This is a genomic window from Dyella lutea (assembly GCF_024158035.1).
In the GTDB taxonomy this organism is placed as follows: domain Bacteria; phylum Pseudomonadota; class Gammaproteobacteria; order Xanthomonadales; family Rhodanobacteraceae; genus Dyella_A; species Dyella_A lutea.
On sequence record NZ_JAMZEK010000002.1, the window covers coordinates 215453 to 230803 of the forward strand.

The 15351-nt window shown below is 70.1% G+C and carries 16 protein-coding genes; 9 read left to right on the forward strand and 7 right to left on the reverse strand.

Translation table 11 applies throughout. The features are described 5' to 3' along the window. Nucleotides 1-32: 32 nt before the first annotated feature. Together NC595_RS08160 and NC595_RS08165 are read left to right on the forward strand one after the other, a co-directional pair. The gene (locus NC595_RS08160; protein ID WP_253565875.1) at nucleotides 33-1580 is read left to right on the forward strand and encodes a chemotaxis protein CheB; all 1548 of its coding nucleotides are present in this window, start codon (nucleotides 33-35) and stop codon (nucleotides 1578-1580) included. Beyond that, a complete protein-coding gene (locus NC595_RS08165; protein WP_253565876.1) occupies nucleotides 1580-2056 on the forward strand; it encodes a chemotaxis protein CheW in 477 nt (158 codons plus the stop codon). Before NC595_RS08160 ends, NC595_RS08165 begins: the two co-directional genes overlap by 1 nt. A 59-nt stretch (nucleotides 2057-2115) precedes the next feature. Here NC595_RS08165 and NC595_RS08170 read toward each other — a convergent pair whose 3' ends face one another. Next, nucleotides 2116-2850: a 16S rRNA (uracil(1498)-N(3))-methyltransferase gene (locus NC595_RS08170; RefSeq protein ID WP_253565877.1), complete on the reverse strand. Its 735-nt coding sequence runs from the start codon at nucleotides 2848-2850 to the stop codon at nucleotides 2116-2118. An 18-nt stretch (nucleotides 2851-2868) separates the two neighbouring features. After that, nucleotides 2869-4233, reverse strand: a complete 1365-nt coding sequence (locus tag NC595_RS08175; RefSeq protein ID WP_253565878.1) for an adenosylmethionine--8-amino-7-oxononanoate transaminase — start codon at nucleotides 4231-4233, stop codon at nucleotides 2869-2871. 69 nt (nucleotides 4234-4302) lie between these two features. On the opposite strand from NC595_RS08175, the gene NC595_RS08180 reads away from it, so the two are divergent. From NC595_RS08180 to mazG, 5 genes are all read left to right on the forward strand, one after another. Next, nucleotides 4303-5088 (forward strand): type II secretion system protein N, encoded by a 786-nt coding sequence (locus NC595_RS08180; RefSeq protein WP_253565879.1) that lies wholly within the window; start codon nucleotides 4303-4305, stop codon nucleotides 5086-5088. Further along, nucleotides 5085-5861, forward strand: a complete 777-nt coding sequence (locus NC595_RS08185; RefSeq protein ID WP_253565880.1) for an inositol monophosphatase family protein — start codon at nucleotides 5085-5087, stop codon at nucleotides 5859-5861. Before NC595_RS08180 ends, NC595_RS08185 begins: the two co-directional genes overlap by 4 nt. Nucleotides 5862-5900: 39 nt before the next feature. Further along, nucleotides 5901-6458 carry an ADP compounds hydrolase NudE gene (nudE, locus tag NC595_RS08190; RefSeq protein ID WP_253565881.1) on the forward strand — a complete coding sequence of 186 codons (558 nt, stop codon included), beginning with the start codon at nucleotides 5901-5903 and terminating at the stop codon, nucleotides 6456-6458. After that, nucleotides 6455-7270 (forward strand): 3'(2'),5'-bisphosphate nucleotidase CysQ, encoded by an 816-nt coding sequence (cysQ, locus tag NC595_RS08195; RefSeq protein WP_253565882.1) that lies wholly within the window; start codon nucleotides 6455-6457, stop codon nucleotides 7268-7270. Before nudE ends, cysQ begins: the two co-directional genes overlap by 4 nt. Nucleotides 7271-7334: 64 nt before the next feature. After that, nucleotides 7335-8150, forward strand: a complete 816-nt coding sequence (mazG, locus tag NC595_RS08200; RefSeq protein WP_253565883.1) for a nucleoside triphosphate pyrophosphohydrolase — start codon at nucleotides 7335-7337, stop codon at nucleotides 8148-8150. A gap of 41 nt (nucleotides 8151-8191) precedes the next feature. Here mazG and NC595_RS08205 read toward each other — a convergent pair whose 3' ends face one another. Next, nucleotides 8192-8707, reverse strand: coding sequence for a tetratricopeptide repeat protein (locus NC595_RS08205; protein ID WP_253565884.1), 516 nt, complete (start codon nucleotides 8705-8707; stop codon nucleotides 8192-8194). 131 nt (nucleotides 8708-8838) lie between these two features. On the opposite strand from NC595_RS08205, the gene NC595_RS08210 reads away from it, so the two are divergent. Continuing rightward, nucleotides 8839-9612: a DUF4097 family beta strand repeat-containing protein gene (locus tag NC595_RS08210; RefSeq protein WP_253565885.1), complete on the forward strand. Its 774-nt coding sequence runs from the start codon at nucleotides 8839-8841 to the stop codon at nucleotides 9610-9612. Nucleotides 9613-9622: 10 nt separating this feature from the next. Here NC595_RS08210 and NC595_RS08215 read toward each other — a convergent pair whose 3' ends face one another. The 4 genes from NC595_RS08215 to NC595_RS08230 are packed head-to-tail and all read right to left on the reverse strand — an operon-like array spanning nucleotide 9623 to nucleotide 14610. Next, nucleotides 9623-10762: an SLC13 family permease gene (locus NC595_RS08215; RefSeq protein WP_253565886.1), complete on the reverse strand. Its 1140-nt coding sequence runs from the start codon at nucleotides 10760-10762 to the stop codon at nucleotides 9623-9625. After that, nucleotides 10756-11385: a glutathione S-transferase family protein gene (locus NC595_RS08220; protein WP_253565887.1), complete on the reverse strand. Its 630-nt coding sequence runs from the start codon at nucleotides 11383-11385 to the stop codon at nucleotides 10756-10758. Before NC595_RS08220 ends, NC595_RS08215 begins: the two co-directional genes overlap by 7 nt. 43 nt (nucleotides 11386-11428) lie before the next feature. After that, entirely contained in the window at nucleotides 11429-13912 is a 2484-nt protein-coding gene (locus NC595_RS08225) for an ABC transporter permease (RefSeq protein ID WP_253565888.1), read from the reverse strand. Beyond that, the gene (locus tag NC595_RS08230; RefSeq protein WP_253565889.1) at nucleotides 13909-14610 is read right to left on the reverse strand and encodes an ABC transporter ATP-binding protein; all 702 of its coding nucleotides are present in this window, start codon (nucleotides 14608-14610) and stop codon (nucleotides 13909-13911) included. The genes NC595_RS08225 and NC595_RS08230 overlap by 4 nt, the downstream gene beginning before the upstream one ends. Between NC595_RS08230 and NC595_RS08235 the strand changes: the two genes are divergently transcribed. Further along, a complete protein-coding gene (locus NC595_RS08235; RefSeq protein ID WP_253565890.1) occupies nucleotides 14609-15235 on the forward strand; it encodes an arylesterase in 627 nt (208 codons plus the stop codon). The two genes, NC595_RS08230 and NC595_RS08235, sit on opposite strands and share 2 nt — an antisense overlap. Nucleotides 15236-15351: the final 116 nt, after the last annotated feature.

The following is a 15351-nucleotide window of genomic DNA, read 5'->3' on the forward strand; positions in this document are numbered from 1 at the left end:
ACGAAGGTGGCCCCGGCGAGCTCGATCGCGCATTGGTCGAGCGGGTCGGTGCAGACGTCCTGGTCATCAACCTGGGCGACGACGTCGACGAGGTGATGGATCGGCTCGATTCGGCGATCGAGGGAGACCACCCGCGGGTGGTTTTCAACGAGGCTGAGTCCAGCCGTGCGCTCGACGGTTGGGCGAGGGCGCGCTGGGCGCGTCACCTGGCGGCCAAGGTGCTGGCCAGTCAGGACGTCGATCCACCGCGTCCGCCAGGTGTTGTCGACGTTCCCGCCACGGAATCGCCGGAGGCGGTGCAGTCCGGCATGCAAGGAGTTGGGGACGCCGCGGAAGACGAAAGCTCACCCAGTGGCCATGATGCCGAAGTCGCTGCGGAATCCGAATCGCTCGAGGCGGAACTGGAGGCGTTGCTTTCGGGCGCGCCGCTGCCTGGTGACGATCCGCTTGCGGGCGACACCGCCACAGCGACTGCGCCGGTCACGGCTTCGCAGCCGCTGGAGGGGGACGACACGCTGGACGACTTCGAACTCGACGAGTTGCTGCTGGATTCCCACGACCATCCGCCGCTCTACGATGGCAATTTCACCGACGGGGCCACCGGAGCGGTTTCGGAGGAAGGCCCGGTATCGCGCGCCGCCGACGGTGTCGATGATGGTCTGATCGAGGACGTGCTCCGGCTGGCCGATGCGGATGACCACAGTCCTCACGCCGTGCCGGCACCGCCGCCGGCCGGAGGGGCCGATGAGCTTTTCCAGCGAACTGACGGCTGGTCGCTGGTCGACGATGAGGATACCGTGGGGCCGCCACCGCTTCCGAACCCATCGAAGCCTTCGGCCGACGAGTTCGGGATCGAGAAGATCAGCGCGCTGGATTTTCTGGCGCCGGAGTCCGGGGATGAGGCACTGAATGTCGAGCCACTCATGACGCTCGAGCTGGTGTCGATGGAAGAGGCGGTCGCGCCGAAGCCCTACGAGTCCCTCGGCGGTGGCGAGATGATGCTCGAGGAGCTCAGTGGCGGACTCAGCCGGGTCGTGCTGCTGGGTGCGACGTTCGCCAGCCACGATTCGGTGCGCTCGTTCCTGTCGCAACTGCCGGCGGGCATGCGGGCGACGATCATCCACGTGCAGCACCAGGGCGATCGTCCGGTGGACGAGTTGCTCCAGTCGCTCGCCCCTTCTTGCCCGCTGAACAGCCGCGTCGCGCGACAGGGCGAGCAGGCCCGCGCCGGCGATCTGATCGTGGTGCCTGCCGATCATCAATTGCGCGTCACGCGCGATGGGCGGATGGAGTTGAAGCCGGCGCAGGCGACGCCCTCGGCGACTCCCTCCATCGACGCCACCTTCAGCGCCCTGGCCAACGTGTTCGGCGTGGACGCATTGGCGATCGTCTTCGCCGGGCAGGCCAATGATGCGGTCGCGGGTTGTCAGGCCGTGCATGATCGCGGTGGCCGGATCTGGGTGGAGGATGCCCCGGGCGAACATTTTGCCGACATGGTCAGCGGCGTGATGGCCGAGCACCTGGTGGACTTTTCCGGTACGCCGGCCGAATTGGCGGCGCGCCTGATCGAGGAATACTGATGAGCGAACAGCCCCTACCGCGCGAGATCCGCTGCGTGCTGGTGCCGGCCGGCGACCTGCGCCTGCTGCTGCCGAACGCCACGATCGCCGAAGTGATCACCATGCCGGCGCTCGAGCCGGTCGAGGGTGCCCCGGAGTGGGTGCTCGGACGCATCGCCTGGCGTGGCTGGAGGGTGCCTCTGGTGGCTTTCACCAAGCTGGCCGGTGCCGGCGAAGGCGACCAGGAGCTGGCCGTTCGCGTCGCCGTGCTGAAGGCACTGGGTGACAACCCGGAACTGCCGTTCATCGCCGTGGTGACGCGGGGCTTCCCCCGCCTGACCACGCTCAATGCGGAACTGATCATCCCCACCCACGATGGCACGGCGCTGCCCCCCGGCGTGCGCGCCCAGGTGCTCGTGCGCGACGATCTCGCGGTGATTCCCGACCTGGAGATGCTCGAGCGCGAACTCACCGGCGTGCTCTTGACCGAGGCCTGAGCCGGCCCCAGTGCTCTTGGACGGCGCGCCCTGTGGGCGCGCCGTTCGTCTTTTCGCGATCAGAGGTCGCCGTGCAGCGCCTGCAGCGCAGCCAGTGCCGCCAGCCCCGCGGTCTCCGTGCGAAGGATGCGCGGACCCAACTGCAATCCGCGGAAACCGCGTGCCGTGAGGCTGGCGACGTCGCGCTCGCCCAGACCACCCTCCGGCCCCACGACCAGAATCGCCCCTGCGGCAGGTGGCACCAGATCGCGCCCGCGCCCGTGGCCTTCCGGCAGCAGCGCGAGCCGCAGGGCACCGTCATCCGGCAGTCCGCCGAGCCAGGCCGTCAGTGGCAAGGGGGCGACGATGCGCGGCAGGACGGCTCTCCCGCACTGCTCGCAGGCGCTGGCGATCACCGCCTGCCAGTGCGCCAGGCGCTTGGCGGCCCGCTCCCCATCGAGCTTCACCTCGGAGCGCTCGGTGACCAGCGGCACGATCGCCGCCACGCCCAGTTCGGTGGCCTTCTGCACGATCAGGTCCATCTTCTCGCCGCGTGCCACGCCTTGTGCAAGCACCAGTGGCAGCGGCGATTCGCAGGAGACCGGTTCGCGCCCCTCCACGACCACCGTGACCTGCCGCTTGCCCACTTCGGCGAGACGTCCGCCGTAGTCGTGGCCATCGCCGTTGAACAGCACCACCGGCTCGCCGGCGGCCAGCCGTAGCACGCGCACCACATGCTCCGCCGCCTGCGCCGGCAGTATGACCGCGGTGCCGGGTGCCAGGGACTGTTCGACGTGGATACGAATCGTGCGCATGAAGGGGCCCGTGAACGTTCAGCGCGCGAGCGCGTGTTCGATGCCCGCGAGGGCGGTGTCGACCAGGTGATCGAATTCCGCCTGCGTCGTGACGTAGGGCGGCATGAAATAGACGATGTTGCCGAGCGGGCGCAGCAGCGCCTCGTGCTCCAGCCCATAGAGGTAGACCTCCAGCCCGCGCCGCTCGCCGGCCGGGAAAGGCGTGCGGCTGGCCTTGTCGGCGACCAGCTCGACCGCGGCGATCATTCCGGTCTGGCGTACGTCGGCGACGTGCGGATGATCGCGCAGTGGCGCCAGCCGCCCAGCCAGGTGCGCTGCAAGCGCGCGGTTGCGCTCCAGCACCGGCTCGTCATGGAAGATCGCCAGCGTCTCCAGCGCCACCCGACAGGCCAGCGGATTGCCGGTGTAGCTGTGCGAATGCAAGAAGGCCTTGCCGGCGCTGTATTCGGCATAGAACGCGTCGTAGACACCGTCGGTGGTGAGCACCACCGCCAGCGGCAGGGTGCCGGCGGTGAGCCCCTTGGACAGGCACATGAAGTCCGGCGACACGCCGGCCTGTTCGCAGGCGAACATCGTGCCGGTACGGCCGAAGCCCACCGCGATCTCGTCGGCGATGAAGTGCACGTCGAACTCGTCGCACAGCGCGCGCAGGCCGCTGAGGTAGTCCGGATGGTACATGCGCATGCCGCCGGCGCACTGCACCAGCGGCTCGACGATCACCGCGCAGGTCTGGTGGGCGTGTTGCTGCAGCAGCGCGCGCAAGTCACCCAGTCGGCGTGCGGCGAGCTGCTGCGGGGTCTCTCCCGGCTCGCCTTCGTAGGTATCGGCCGAGGGTGCCAGGATCGGCGTCAGCAGCAGTGGCGCGTAGGTCTTGCGATACAGCGCCACGTCGCTCACCGAGAGCGCGCCGAGCGTCTCGCCGTGGTAGCTGCCGGTGAGCGCGATGAAGCGGGTCTTCTCGCCATGGCCCCGGTTGAGCCAGTAGTGGAAGCTCATCTTCAGCGCCACTTCGATCGCCGCCGAGCCGTTGTCGGCGAAGAACACCCGCTCCAGTCCCGGCGGGGTGAGGCGCACCAGCTCCTCGGCCAGCGCGATCGCCGGCTCGTGGGTGAAGCCGGCGAAGATCACGTGTTCGAGCTGACGGGCCTGGTCGGCCAGCGCCGCGGCGATGCGTGGGTTGGCGTGGCCGAACAGGTTGGTCCACCAGGAACTGATGCCGTCGAGGTAGCGGCGGCCGTCGGCGTCGATCAGCCAGGCGCCTTCGCCGCGGACGATCGGCACCATCGGGACGCGTTCGTGGTCGTGCATCTGGGTGCAGGGGTGCCAGACGTGGCGGAGATCGCGCGCGGCGAGCTCGCGGTTGCTGCGGTCGTGCTTGTTCATCCGGCTATGATCGTGGGCTGGCGCCGGGCACTCAAGCCGCGGCATCGCCCGATCCCGGAGTCCGGCCCGTTGAAGTGGTGGAAAGTCCTGCTGCTGTGCCTGGTGACGCTGCTGCTGGCGCTCGCGCTGCTGGCGTGGTCCGCGCCGGCGCGCTGGATTGCGCCCTGGCTCAACGCACGCATGCACGGCGTCGCGCTGCGCGGCGTTTCCGGCAGCGTCTGGGACGGCCAGGCGGAGGCGCTCGTGGCGGCCGACGGCACTGACTTGGGGCGACTGCGCTGGACCCTGTCGCGCCGCGCCCTGCTGGGACGGCCGCAGGGCAGCGTCGAGCTCGCCGGGTCGATGCTCTTTGCGCAGGGCGGCTTCATCCGCGAAGGCGACACGCTGCGCTGGCATGACGTGCGGCTGCGGCTGGCGCTGGATCGCCTCATGCCGCCGCCGGCCACGCCGTTCGGACGGCCGCGGGGCGAGCTCCGCGGCGAACTGGCACACGCCACCCTGCGCGGCGGCTGGCCGGTATCGATGGATGGCCACCTGCGCTGGCAGGACGCGGCGGTCGACGGTGCGGACAGCCTTCTGCCGCTGGGCAACCTGACCGCGACGATCACCGCCCGCGCGGGGGTGATCCAGGCGAGCCTGCACGATGAAGGGCAGGGGCCGCTGCGGCTGGACGGGCGCCTCCAGGCCAGTCCGCTGGGCTGGCGCCTGCAGGCCGAGCTGGCGCCACGCGGCGATCATCCTGCGCTGGCCCGCTGGCTGGCCCGCTTCGGTCCACCGGACGCCCAGGGCGTCATTCACCTGCAGCGCGGTGCCGGACTCGGCGCCGTCCCTGCTTCCGACGGAGTCTCCCGATGAGCCACCCCGATCTCGCCCCCGCCCTGGCCGCTGCCCGCGAGGCCGCCGCGGCCGCCGCCGAGGTGATCCTGCACTACTGGCGCCGGGGCGTGGACGTGGAGCTGAAATCCGACGATACCCCGGTAACCGTGGCCGACCGCGAGGCCGAGCTGGCGATCCGCGCCATTCTGACCAAGGCGCTGCCGGAGGCGGCGATCTACGGCGAGGAGTTCGGCCTGGATGGCGATCGCGACGGTCTGCTGTGGCTGGTCGATCCGCTGGACGGCACCAAGAGCTTCGTCCGCCGCACGCCGTTCTTCTCCACCCAGATTGCGCTGATGTACCGGGGCGAACTGGTACTGGGCGTGTCCAGCGCGCCGGTGTACGGCGAGACGATGTGGGCGCATGCCGGTGGTGGTGCCTGGCTGGATGGCAACCGCGTCGAGGTGGCGCCGACGGCGACGATGGCACAGGCGGCGATCTCCACCGGCAATATCAAGACGCTCACCGCCGACGCGCGCTGGGACGCGCTGGGCCAGTTGATCCGCGATTCCAACCGCATCCGCGGTTACGGCGACTTCTGCCACTACCACCTGCTCGCGCGTGGCGGGGTGGATCTGGTGATCGAGTCGGACGTGAATATCCTCGACGTGGCCGCGCTGGCGGTGATCGTGCGCGAGGCCGGCGGCGTGTTCACCGACCTGGAGGGTGCGCCGCTCACGCTGGATACGCGCAGCGTGCTGGCCGGGGTGCCGGCGCTGCACGACGAGGCGCTGGCGCGGCTGCGCCGTTGAGCCGCAGCCGGGCGGCCGGCGACCGGCTACAATCGGCCGATGGCCAAGCTCCCGATCATCCACGCCCGGCGCGACGTCGCGCAGAGCACGTTCCTGCGCGCCGAGCAGCTCGACCTGGAGTTCTCCAATGGCGAACGGCGCACCTACGAGCGGCTGAAGTCGCACGGTCTCGGCGCGGTGATCATCGTGCCGATGATCGATGAGGAGACGGTGCTGCTGGTCAACGAGTACGCCGCTGGCCTGGGTCGCTACGAACTCGGCCTGCCCAAGGGGCGGCTGGACCAGGACGAGACCGTTGAGCAGGGCGCCGACCGCGAGCTGAAGGAAGAAGTCGGCTACGGCGCGCGCAAGCTCACCATCCTGCACCACCTGTCGCTCGCGCCCGCCTACATGACCCACATGGCGCACGTGGTGCTGGCGCAGGACCTGTATCCCGAACGCCTGCAGGGCGACGAACCGGAGGAACTGGAAGTGGTGCCCTGGAAGCTGGATGAGCTGCATGCCCTGATTTCCCGCGACGACGTCACCGAGGGGCGCTCGATCGCGGCTCTCTTCATGGCTCGCGAATACCTCGCCGGCCGGTTCGAACGCTCATGAGCGCCGTGCCGTTCTCCCCGCTGCTGGCCCGTGTCGCAGCGATCGCCCGCCAGGCGGGCGAGGCGATCATGGCGGTCTACGCCGGCGACTTTGACGTGGAGCACAAGGACGACCGTTCGCCATTGACGGCCGCCGATCTCGCCGCGCAGACGGTGATCGCCCAGGCCCTGGCGGCGCTGGACGAGGTGCTGCCGGTGATCTCCGAAGAAGCCCGCGCCAGCGACTGGGAGGTGCGAAGGGGCTGGGATCGATACTGGCTGGTCGATCCGCTCGACGGCACGCGCGAGTTCGTCAAGCGCAACGGCGAGTTCACCGTGAACATCGCGCTGATCGACCACCATCGCCCCGTGCTCGGTGTGGTGCTGGCACCGGCGATGGACGAGGTCTATGCCGCCGAGCGTGGTGGCGGTGCGTGGATGCGCCGCGACGACGAAGGTTGGCTGCCGATGCGCAGCCGGGCGCTGTCCGATCCGCCGGTGGTGGCCGGCAGCCGCTCGCACGGCGGCAGCGATGCGGTGCTGCTCGAGCAGTTGCTGGGCGGCCCGTTCACCACGCTGGCGATGGGTTCGTCGCTGAAGTTTTGCCTGATCGCGCGTGCCGACGCCGACCTGTACCTGCGTCGGGGTCCGACCAGCGAGTGGGACACCGCGGCCGCCCAGTGCGTGCTGGAGGAGGCCGGTGGCGCGGTGCTCGACCTGGAGGGCATGCCGCTGCGCTACAACCGGGGCGAGTCGCTGCTCAATCCCGAGTTCGTCGCCGTGGGCGATTCGGAGATCGACTGGGTCGAACGGCTCGCGCAGAGCGAGCACTGATCTTCGCGCTCCGCCGGAGCCCCGCTCGGGTGCTTCGGTCTTCATCGCCGCCGACCGCATACCCATGACCGACCGCCACAGCCTCGACGACCTGCTCGCCATCATGGCCCGCCTGCGCGATCCGCGGGGCGGCTGCCCGTGGGATCTGCAGCAGGATTTCGCCACCATCGCCCCGTACACGATCGAGGAGGCCTATGAGGTCGCCGATGCGATCGATCGCCAGGACTGGCCCGACCTGCGCGACGAACTCGGCGACCTGCTGCTGCAGGTGGTATTTCATGCGCAGATGGCCCGCGAGCGCGGACTGTTCGAGTTTGCCGATGTCGCGCATGCGATCAGCGACAAGATGATCCGCCGCCATCCGCATGTGTTCGGCGATGTCGCCTATGACGACGTCGAGGCGCAGAAGGCGGCGTGGGAGGCGATCAAGGCCGAGGAGCGCGCGGCCAGGGGCGAGACGCACGATGCCAGCGCGCTGGCCGGCGTGTCGCGCGGCCTGCCGGAGTGGAAGCGGGCGCAGAAGCTGCAGGAGAAGGCCGCGCGGACCGGCTTCGAGTGGCCGGACCCGGCGCCGGTGCTGGACAAGCTGGCCGAGGAGGTCGAGGAGGTACGCGCGGAGTTTGCCGCCGGCGCCGATACCGGACGGCTGGAGGACGAGATCGGCGACGTCGCCTTCGTACTGGTCAATCTCGCCCGGCATGCGGGCGTGGATTTTTCGCAGGCCCTGCGCCGCGCCAACGCCAAGTTCGAGCGCCGCTTCCGGCGCATGGAAGCATTGGCGGACGAGGCGGGCCAGCCGCTGGACCAGCGCGATCTGGCGGCACAGGAACTGCTCTGGAACGCCGTCAAGCGCGAAGAGGATCGCGGCGGCCAGGCGTAGGACGCAGGTATCGCCCGCACCCGCCGCCGCCGTCCGCGGCTTTACCTGCCGCCGCCATCCTTTGCCGTCGCACCCTGCTTCTGCTCCCAGCGCGCGCGCATCTGTTCTATCTCGGCACGGTGCTTCGCCTCGTTGGCCAGGCTCTCGTCCAGGCTCTTGCGCATGGTCGCGATGGCGGCATCGAGATTGATCGGCTGCGCCTGCGCGCGCGCCAGTTGGTGATAGGCGTAGGCGCGCACCCGCGGGTCCTGCGACCTGGCCAGCACTTCGTTGTACACGGCGGCGAGGTCGCGGGTGCGGCCGGCCTGGCGGTAGAGGTGCTCCAGTCCGCGCAGGTCGGCGATCACGCCGCTGCCTTGGTCACCCATCCGGCGCATGCCGGGACCGTGGTGCATCCAGTCGCCGTGGCGGCCCATGCCGGGTGCGCCAGGCATACCGTGCGGACCGGCCATCGGTGCCGGCGGAGCCTGGGGCGTCTTGTCCTGCGCGAAGGCGAGGGATGCGCTGCCCGCGATCAGCAGGGCCAGGGCGGAAGCGAGCAGGGTCTTGTGCTGCATGGGGATCCCCACGAGGAATGCGTGGACCTCATGAACGTGGTGCCCCCGTCGCCGTTGACCGGCCGGAGCGATTGCAACCTTTCGGCGCCGGGATGCATCTGAGCGGGGTATTCCTTCCACCGGAGATCGACATGCGCCACCTCCTGCTGTTCGCTGCCCTGCTCGCCCCGCTGCCCGTGTTGGCGGCCAACCAGTGCAAGTACGAGGCGCCGCGCCAACTGCACGACGACCTGAAGGGCGTGCGCAGCGTGCAGATCGCCGTGCATGCCGAAGACCTGCACGTGACCGGCAGCCGGTCCGCCACGGCGCTCACCTTGGATGGCCGCGCCTGTGCCTCCAGCAAGGACGTGCTCGACAGCCTCACGGTGGAATCGCACCGCGACGGCGACCAGCTGATCATCGAACTGGCCCGCCACGAGGGCATGCACTTCAACCTGTTCGGCAGCTCGTACAGCAGCCTCGACGTCAACGTGCAGCTGCCGGCCGGCATGCCGCTCACCGTGGCCGTGGGCTCGGGCGACGCCGATGTGAGCGACGTGCAGCAACTGGAAAGCCAGGTCGGCTCCGGCGACCTGCACGTCAAGCGCATCGCCGGGCGCTTCGCCACCAGCGTGGGCTCCGGCGACGTCGACGCCAACGACATCGGCAGCCTGTCGATCGGTTCGGTCGGTTCGGGCGATGCCCGTATCGATGGCGTGCGCGGCGATGCCCGCGTGGGCAGCATCGGTTCGGGCGATGTGACCATCAAGCGCGTCGGTGGCAGCGTGCGTGCCGATACGCTCGGCTCGGGCGACCTCAACGTGCGCGATGTCACCGGTGATCTTTCGCTCGGCGCCAAGGGCAGCGGCGATGTCGACTACAGCGGCGTGAAGGGCAAGGTCAGCGTGCCCCGCGACGACGACTGAGCCGTCTGCCTCAGGCCAACCAGCGCGCCGCCAGGTAGACCAGCGGCGCGCACACCAGCAGGAATGGGATCGACACGCGGTGGAATTGCCGCAGGCCCTGCGGCAGGCGCGCCAGCCGCAGGGCGATCAGGTTGGCCAGCGAGCCGACCACCAGCCCGAAGCCACCCACGTTGACGGCGATGGCCAGGGCGAGCGGGTCATGCGCGCGGTCCAGCAGCAGTACGGTGGCCGGCACGTTGCTGATCACCTGGGAGCCGAGTAGGCCACCGAGGAACAGGGTCAGCGGCTGGTCGAAGTCGAAATGATCCAGGACCGCGCCCACCACGGGCAGCGCGGCGAAGTGGCCGAGCCCGGCGAAGATCGCCGCGAAGGTCGCCAACAGCGGCCAGTCGATCCGCTTCAGGCTGTCGCGTGCCAGCAGGGCGAACGGCAGCAGCAGGCCGAGCGCGCCTTCCAGCGCCAGCCCGTGTTCCATCATCAGCACCATCGAGGCTAGCGCCACCAGCGACAGCACCGCCAGCGGCGGGAACAGCGGCCGGCTGTCCAGGGCGTTACGATCGAGCTCGACCCGACCTCCCGGCAGCCACAGCGCGGTGAGCGCCAACAGCAGCAGCGACGCCAGCGCCGACGCCGGCACCATGCCCTGAACGAAGTGCAGGAACGGCAGATGCGAGGACTGCCACAGCAGCAGGTTCTGCGGATTGCCGATCGGGCTCAGCGTCGAACCGGCATTCACCGCCAGCGCCTCCAGCACCACCATCCGCGCCAGCGGCAGGTTGGACAGGCCGGCGATGGCGACCGTCAACGGCACCAGCAGAAACAGGCTGACGTCGTTGGTCAGGACCATGGCCAGCACTTCGGCGCTGGCCACCAGCATCAGTCCCAGCCCGCGCAGCGACTGCGCACGAGTCACCAGCACGATCGCCGCCCGCTGCACGAGGCCGCTGTCGCGGATGCCCTGGATCGCGATCATCAGCCCCATCAGGCCGGCCAGCGTCGGCACCTGCAGCCAGTCTTGGTAGCGGTCCAGCGGCTGCGGATCGGCCAGCGCGAGCAAGACGGCGAGCGAGCCGAATGCGGCCAGCAACCACTCGGTGCGCAGCCAGGGCAAGAGATGCGATACCAGACGGTCGCGCAGGAATCTCACCACCCGCTCAGGCCCTCGACGGCATACACCTGCTGCCAGCTCGGGCGGGCACGGATCAGGTCGGCCAGCCGGGCCAGTGCAGGCCACTGGCTGGCCGGGCGCGGCATGTTGCGCGACCAGCGCATCAGCATCGCCAGCAGCAGGTCGGCGGCGCTGAAGGCGTCCCCGAGCAGATAAGGGCCTTGCGCGGCCAGCGTGCGGTCGAGGTAATCCCACACGCCCTCGATCTTCGCCGCCAGCGCTGCTCGGACCTGCGGCGGATGCTCGGTGGCCCCGAGGTCCGGCGGGTAGAACCAGAAGCGGTACGCCGACATCAGGGTGTTGCTCAGATAGACCAGCCACTGCTCGAAAGCGTCGTGGGCGGCCGTGCCGGGCGCCGGGGCGAGTCCGGCTTCCGGATGGCGGTCGGCCAGCATCATCAGCAGCGCGGCGGACTCGTGCCGGGACTGGCCATCGATCACCAGGGTCGGTACCACGCCACGCGGGTTCAGTGCGAGATACGCCGGGTCGCGCTGCGCGCCGCGCTCAATGTCCACGAGCTTCAGCTCGAACGGCGCACCGCTCTCGATCAGGGCCATGTGCACCACCATGCTGGCGGTGCCGGGGGAGTAGTAGAGGGTGTACATGGCCTGCTCCGGGCGGGGGAATCCGTCGATGGTGGCTGGCGGCTCAGCCCTCGCGCAAGAGTCGCATGGGCGATGTGCGGGTCACCCGCCGCGTGCCCGCCAGGCCGAGCAGCATCACCACGATCGCGGCAACCAGTGCTTCCAGCGCCAGCGCACCCAGTGGTGGCACGAAATGCTCGATGTGGAAGACCGAACGCCCCAGCCACCAACCGGCTCCGGCCGCGCCGATCGCCGCCGTCAGTCCGGCCACCGCGCCGAGCAGGGCGAACTCGCAGGCCGCCGCCACCCGCAGTTGCCCGCGCCGGGCGCCCAGCGTGCGCAGCAGGGCCGCTTCGTGCCGGCGTTCGGCGGCGCTGGAGGCCAGCGCCGCCGCCAGCACCAGCGCACCGGCGAGCAGGCTGAAGCCGAGGATCCAGCGCACCGCGTTGCTCACCCGCTGCACGATCTCGCGCACCCGGTCGAGCAGCGAGTCGACATCGACCAGGCTCAGGTTGCTGTAGTCGCGTGACACCCGGGCCAGGCCGTCGGCGCGATCGCGCGGCAGGTAGAAGCTGGCCAGCCAGGTGTGCGGCAGGGTGTCGGCGTGCGCCGGATCCAGCAGCAGGAAGAAGTTCACCCGGAACGAGCTCCAGTCGACCTGCCGCACGCTGCTGACGGTGGCATCCAGGCTGCGCTCGCCGATGGTGAAGCGCATCGTGTCGCCAAGCTTCAGGTGGAACATGTCGCGCCACATCGTGTCCACCGAGACCTCGGCGTGTGTCGGCTGCGGAGCGAACCAGGTACCGGCGACCACCTGGTTCGATGGCGGCAGCGCGCCGGCCCAGGACACCCGCAGCTGGCGGTCGATCCAGTCCTTCGCGCGGGGGTCGGCGAAGTTCAATTGATCCGCCGGCACGCCGTTGATCGCGGCGAGCTTGCCGACCGCCAACGGCAGCATGTTCAGTTCCTTCGCGCCCTGCTTCTGCAGGGCGGCGTCGAAGCCGACACGCTGGTCGTCCTGCAGGTTCAGCACGAACCAGTTCGGCGTGTCGGCGGGCAGTTCGCGGCGCCAGCCGTCCAGCAGCGAGGGCGCGACCACGGCGAGCAGCAGCAGGGCGACCAGGCCCAGGCTCAGCGCGGTGGCCTGGATCAGGCTGAGGCCCCGGCGCCGGGCCAGCGCGGCGAGGCCGAGGCGAAGGGCAGGATGCGCGCCGGGCGCCACGCGCCGTGCCAGCCACAGCAGCAGCGCCGCCAGGGCGGCGGCGAAGGCGGCCACCCCGAGCAGGCTGGCGGCGAGGATGCCGGCCATCTTCAGCGAATCGCTCTGCAGCCAGATCAGCACGGCGGCCACCGCCAGCGGCACCAGGTACAGCACGTCGAAGCGACGCACGCGGCGGGCCAGGCTGGCACGAAATACCGCCACCGGCGGCACGTCGGCCAGCCGGGCCAGCGGCGGCAGGGCGAAGCCGGCCAGCACGGCCAGGCCCACCGCCGCGGCGGCGAAGGCGGGTAGCAGCGGCAGTGTGGTCGGCACGTTGCCGAACAGCTGGCTGGCCACCAGCCAGGCCCCCTGCGCCAGGGCGAGGGTCAGAGCGATACCCAGGATCACGGCCGGCAGCGCCAGCGCGCCAAGCGTCCCGAGCAGCAAGGCCAGCACGCGGCGTCGTGGCGTGCCCAGGGCGCGCAGCAGCGCCACCTCCGGCGTCTTGCGGCGGGCATAGCGCTGCGCTGCCAGGGCGATCGCCACGCCGGCCAGCAACGCCGAGAGCAGGGCGGTCAGGCGCAGGAAGGCGCTGGCGCGGTCGAACGCGGTACGCATGCGCTCCTGGGCCTGTTCCGGCGTGATCAGCTGGGCTCCTTGCGGCAGCGTCTGGGCCTTGGCCCAGCGCCGCCAGCGCTGCACCTGGTCCGGCTCACCGGCCAGCAGCAGGCGATGTCGCGCGCGGCTGCCGACACCGAGCAGGCCGGCCGCTTCGGCGTCGGCCAGGCTCATGATCGCCCGCGGCGCCAGTGCAAAGAGTTCGCCACCGTCGGGCTGTCGAACCAGTTCCGCGGCGATGCGCAGGTCGCGCCCGCCCACCTGGACGGTGTCGCCGATCTGCAGGCCCAGCGCGACCAGGGCGCGATGATCGAGATAGACCAAGCCGGTGCTAGGGGCATGTCCCGTGCGTGTCCGGCCCTGCCGGTCGGCCAGTTCCAGCGTGCCGCGCAGCGGATAGGCCGCATCGGTGGCCTGCACGTCGAGCAACTGGCTGTGGCCGTCGTGGAAGGCGACGCTGGGGAAGCTGGCGACATGGTTGCTGCGCAGACCGTCGCGGCGCGCCTCGTCGACGAAGGCGGGAGGGAGCGCCTGGGGCGCGCTGATGCCGATGTCGCCGCCGATCAGCTCCGCCGCGCTGGCCAGCAGGCCGCGTTCGATGCGGCTGGCCAGCGTGGCCACCACGCCGAGCGCAACCACCGCCAGCACCAGCGAGGCCGCCAGCGTGCGCAGTTCCGGCAGATGCCACTCGCGGCGCAGGCTGCGCAGGGCCAGCGGCATGATGTTCATGCGGTGGTGCCCTCGACCGCATGCACTACGCGCCCTTCGGCCAGTTCAATGCGCCGCCGGCAGCGCGCGGCAAGCGCGGCGTCGTGGGTGACCAGCACCAGCGTGGTGCGCCGGTCCTGGTTCAACGCGAACAGCAGGTCGGCGACATGCCGGCCGGTGCGCTGGTCGAGGTTGCCGGTGGGCTCGTCGGCGAACAGCAGGCGCGGACCGTGCACGAAGGCGCGGGCGATCGCCACGCGCTGCTGCTCGCCGCCGGACAGCTGTGCCGGGTAATGCCGTCGCCGCGGCGTCAGCCCGACCGCCTCCAGCGCATCGCGCGCCCTTGCCCGCGCGTCGCGCGCACCCTCCAGTTCCAGCGGCAGCATCACGTTCTCCTCGGCGGTGAGTGCGGGGAGCAGATGGAAGGACTGGAACACGAAGCCGACCAGTCGCCGACGCAGGTCCGCGCGGGCTTCCTCGTCGAGCGTCTCCAGCGACTGCCCATCGAGGCGGATGTGGCCGCTGCTCGGCAGGTCCAGGCCGGCCAGCAGGCCAAGCAAAGTGGTCTTGCCTGAGCCGGAGGCGCCGACGATGGCGAAGCTCTCGCCCTCGCGTACCGACAGGCTCACGCCGCGCAGAATGGTCAGCTCGCCCTCGGGGCCGCTGACCGACTTGCTAACATCGTTCGCCTCGAGCACCGGACCGGATGGATCACTCATGCGTCGTTTCCTCTACGCCTTGGGCCTGCTGCTGTGGGGAATGGCCGTCGCCCATGCGGCGCCGACCCGGAGCGTGCTGGTGCTGGGGGACTCGCTATCGGCCGCGCACAACATTCCGGTCGAGTCCGGCTGGGTGAGCCTGCTGTACGGGCGTCTGGCCAAGATGGAGCCGCCGTGGCGCGTGGTCAATGCCAGCATCAGCGGCGAGACGTCGTTGAGCGGTCGCAACCATCTGCCGGGATTGCTGGCGAAGGAACGGCCGGCGGTGGTGGTGATCGAGCTCGGTGCCAACGACGGCCTGCGCGGCCTGCCGCTGGACGCGCTGCGCGACAACCTCGCCGCGATGATCGACATGGCGCAGAAGTCTGGCGCCCGCGTGCTGCTGCTAGGCATCGAGCTGCCGGTGAACTACGGACCGCAGTATCGCGACGGGTTGCGCGCCATCTATGCCGATCTCGCCCGGCAGAAACACGTGGGTCTGGTGCCGTTCCTGCTCGACGGCGTGGCGCTCGATCCGTCGCTGATGCAGGACGACGGTCTGCATCCCACGGCGGCCGGCGAACCGCGCGTCCTGGAGAACGTGTGGCCCGCCCTCGAGCCCCTGCTGCACAAGGCGTCGCGTTGACCGCGAGTGCCCGTTTGACCGGCGGGTGAACGCACGTCGAGGTCCTTCACATCGTGGTCACCGGGTCGCCCGCTAGCCTTTCACAAACGTGAAAACAGCAACTGCAGGACGAGCAT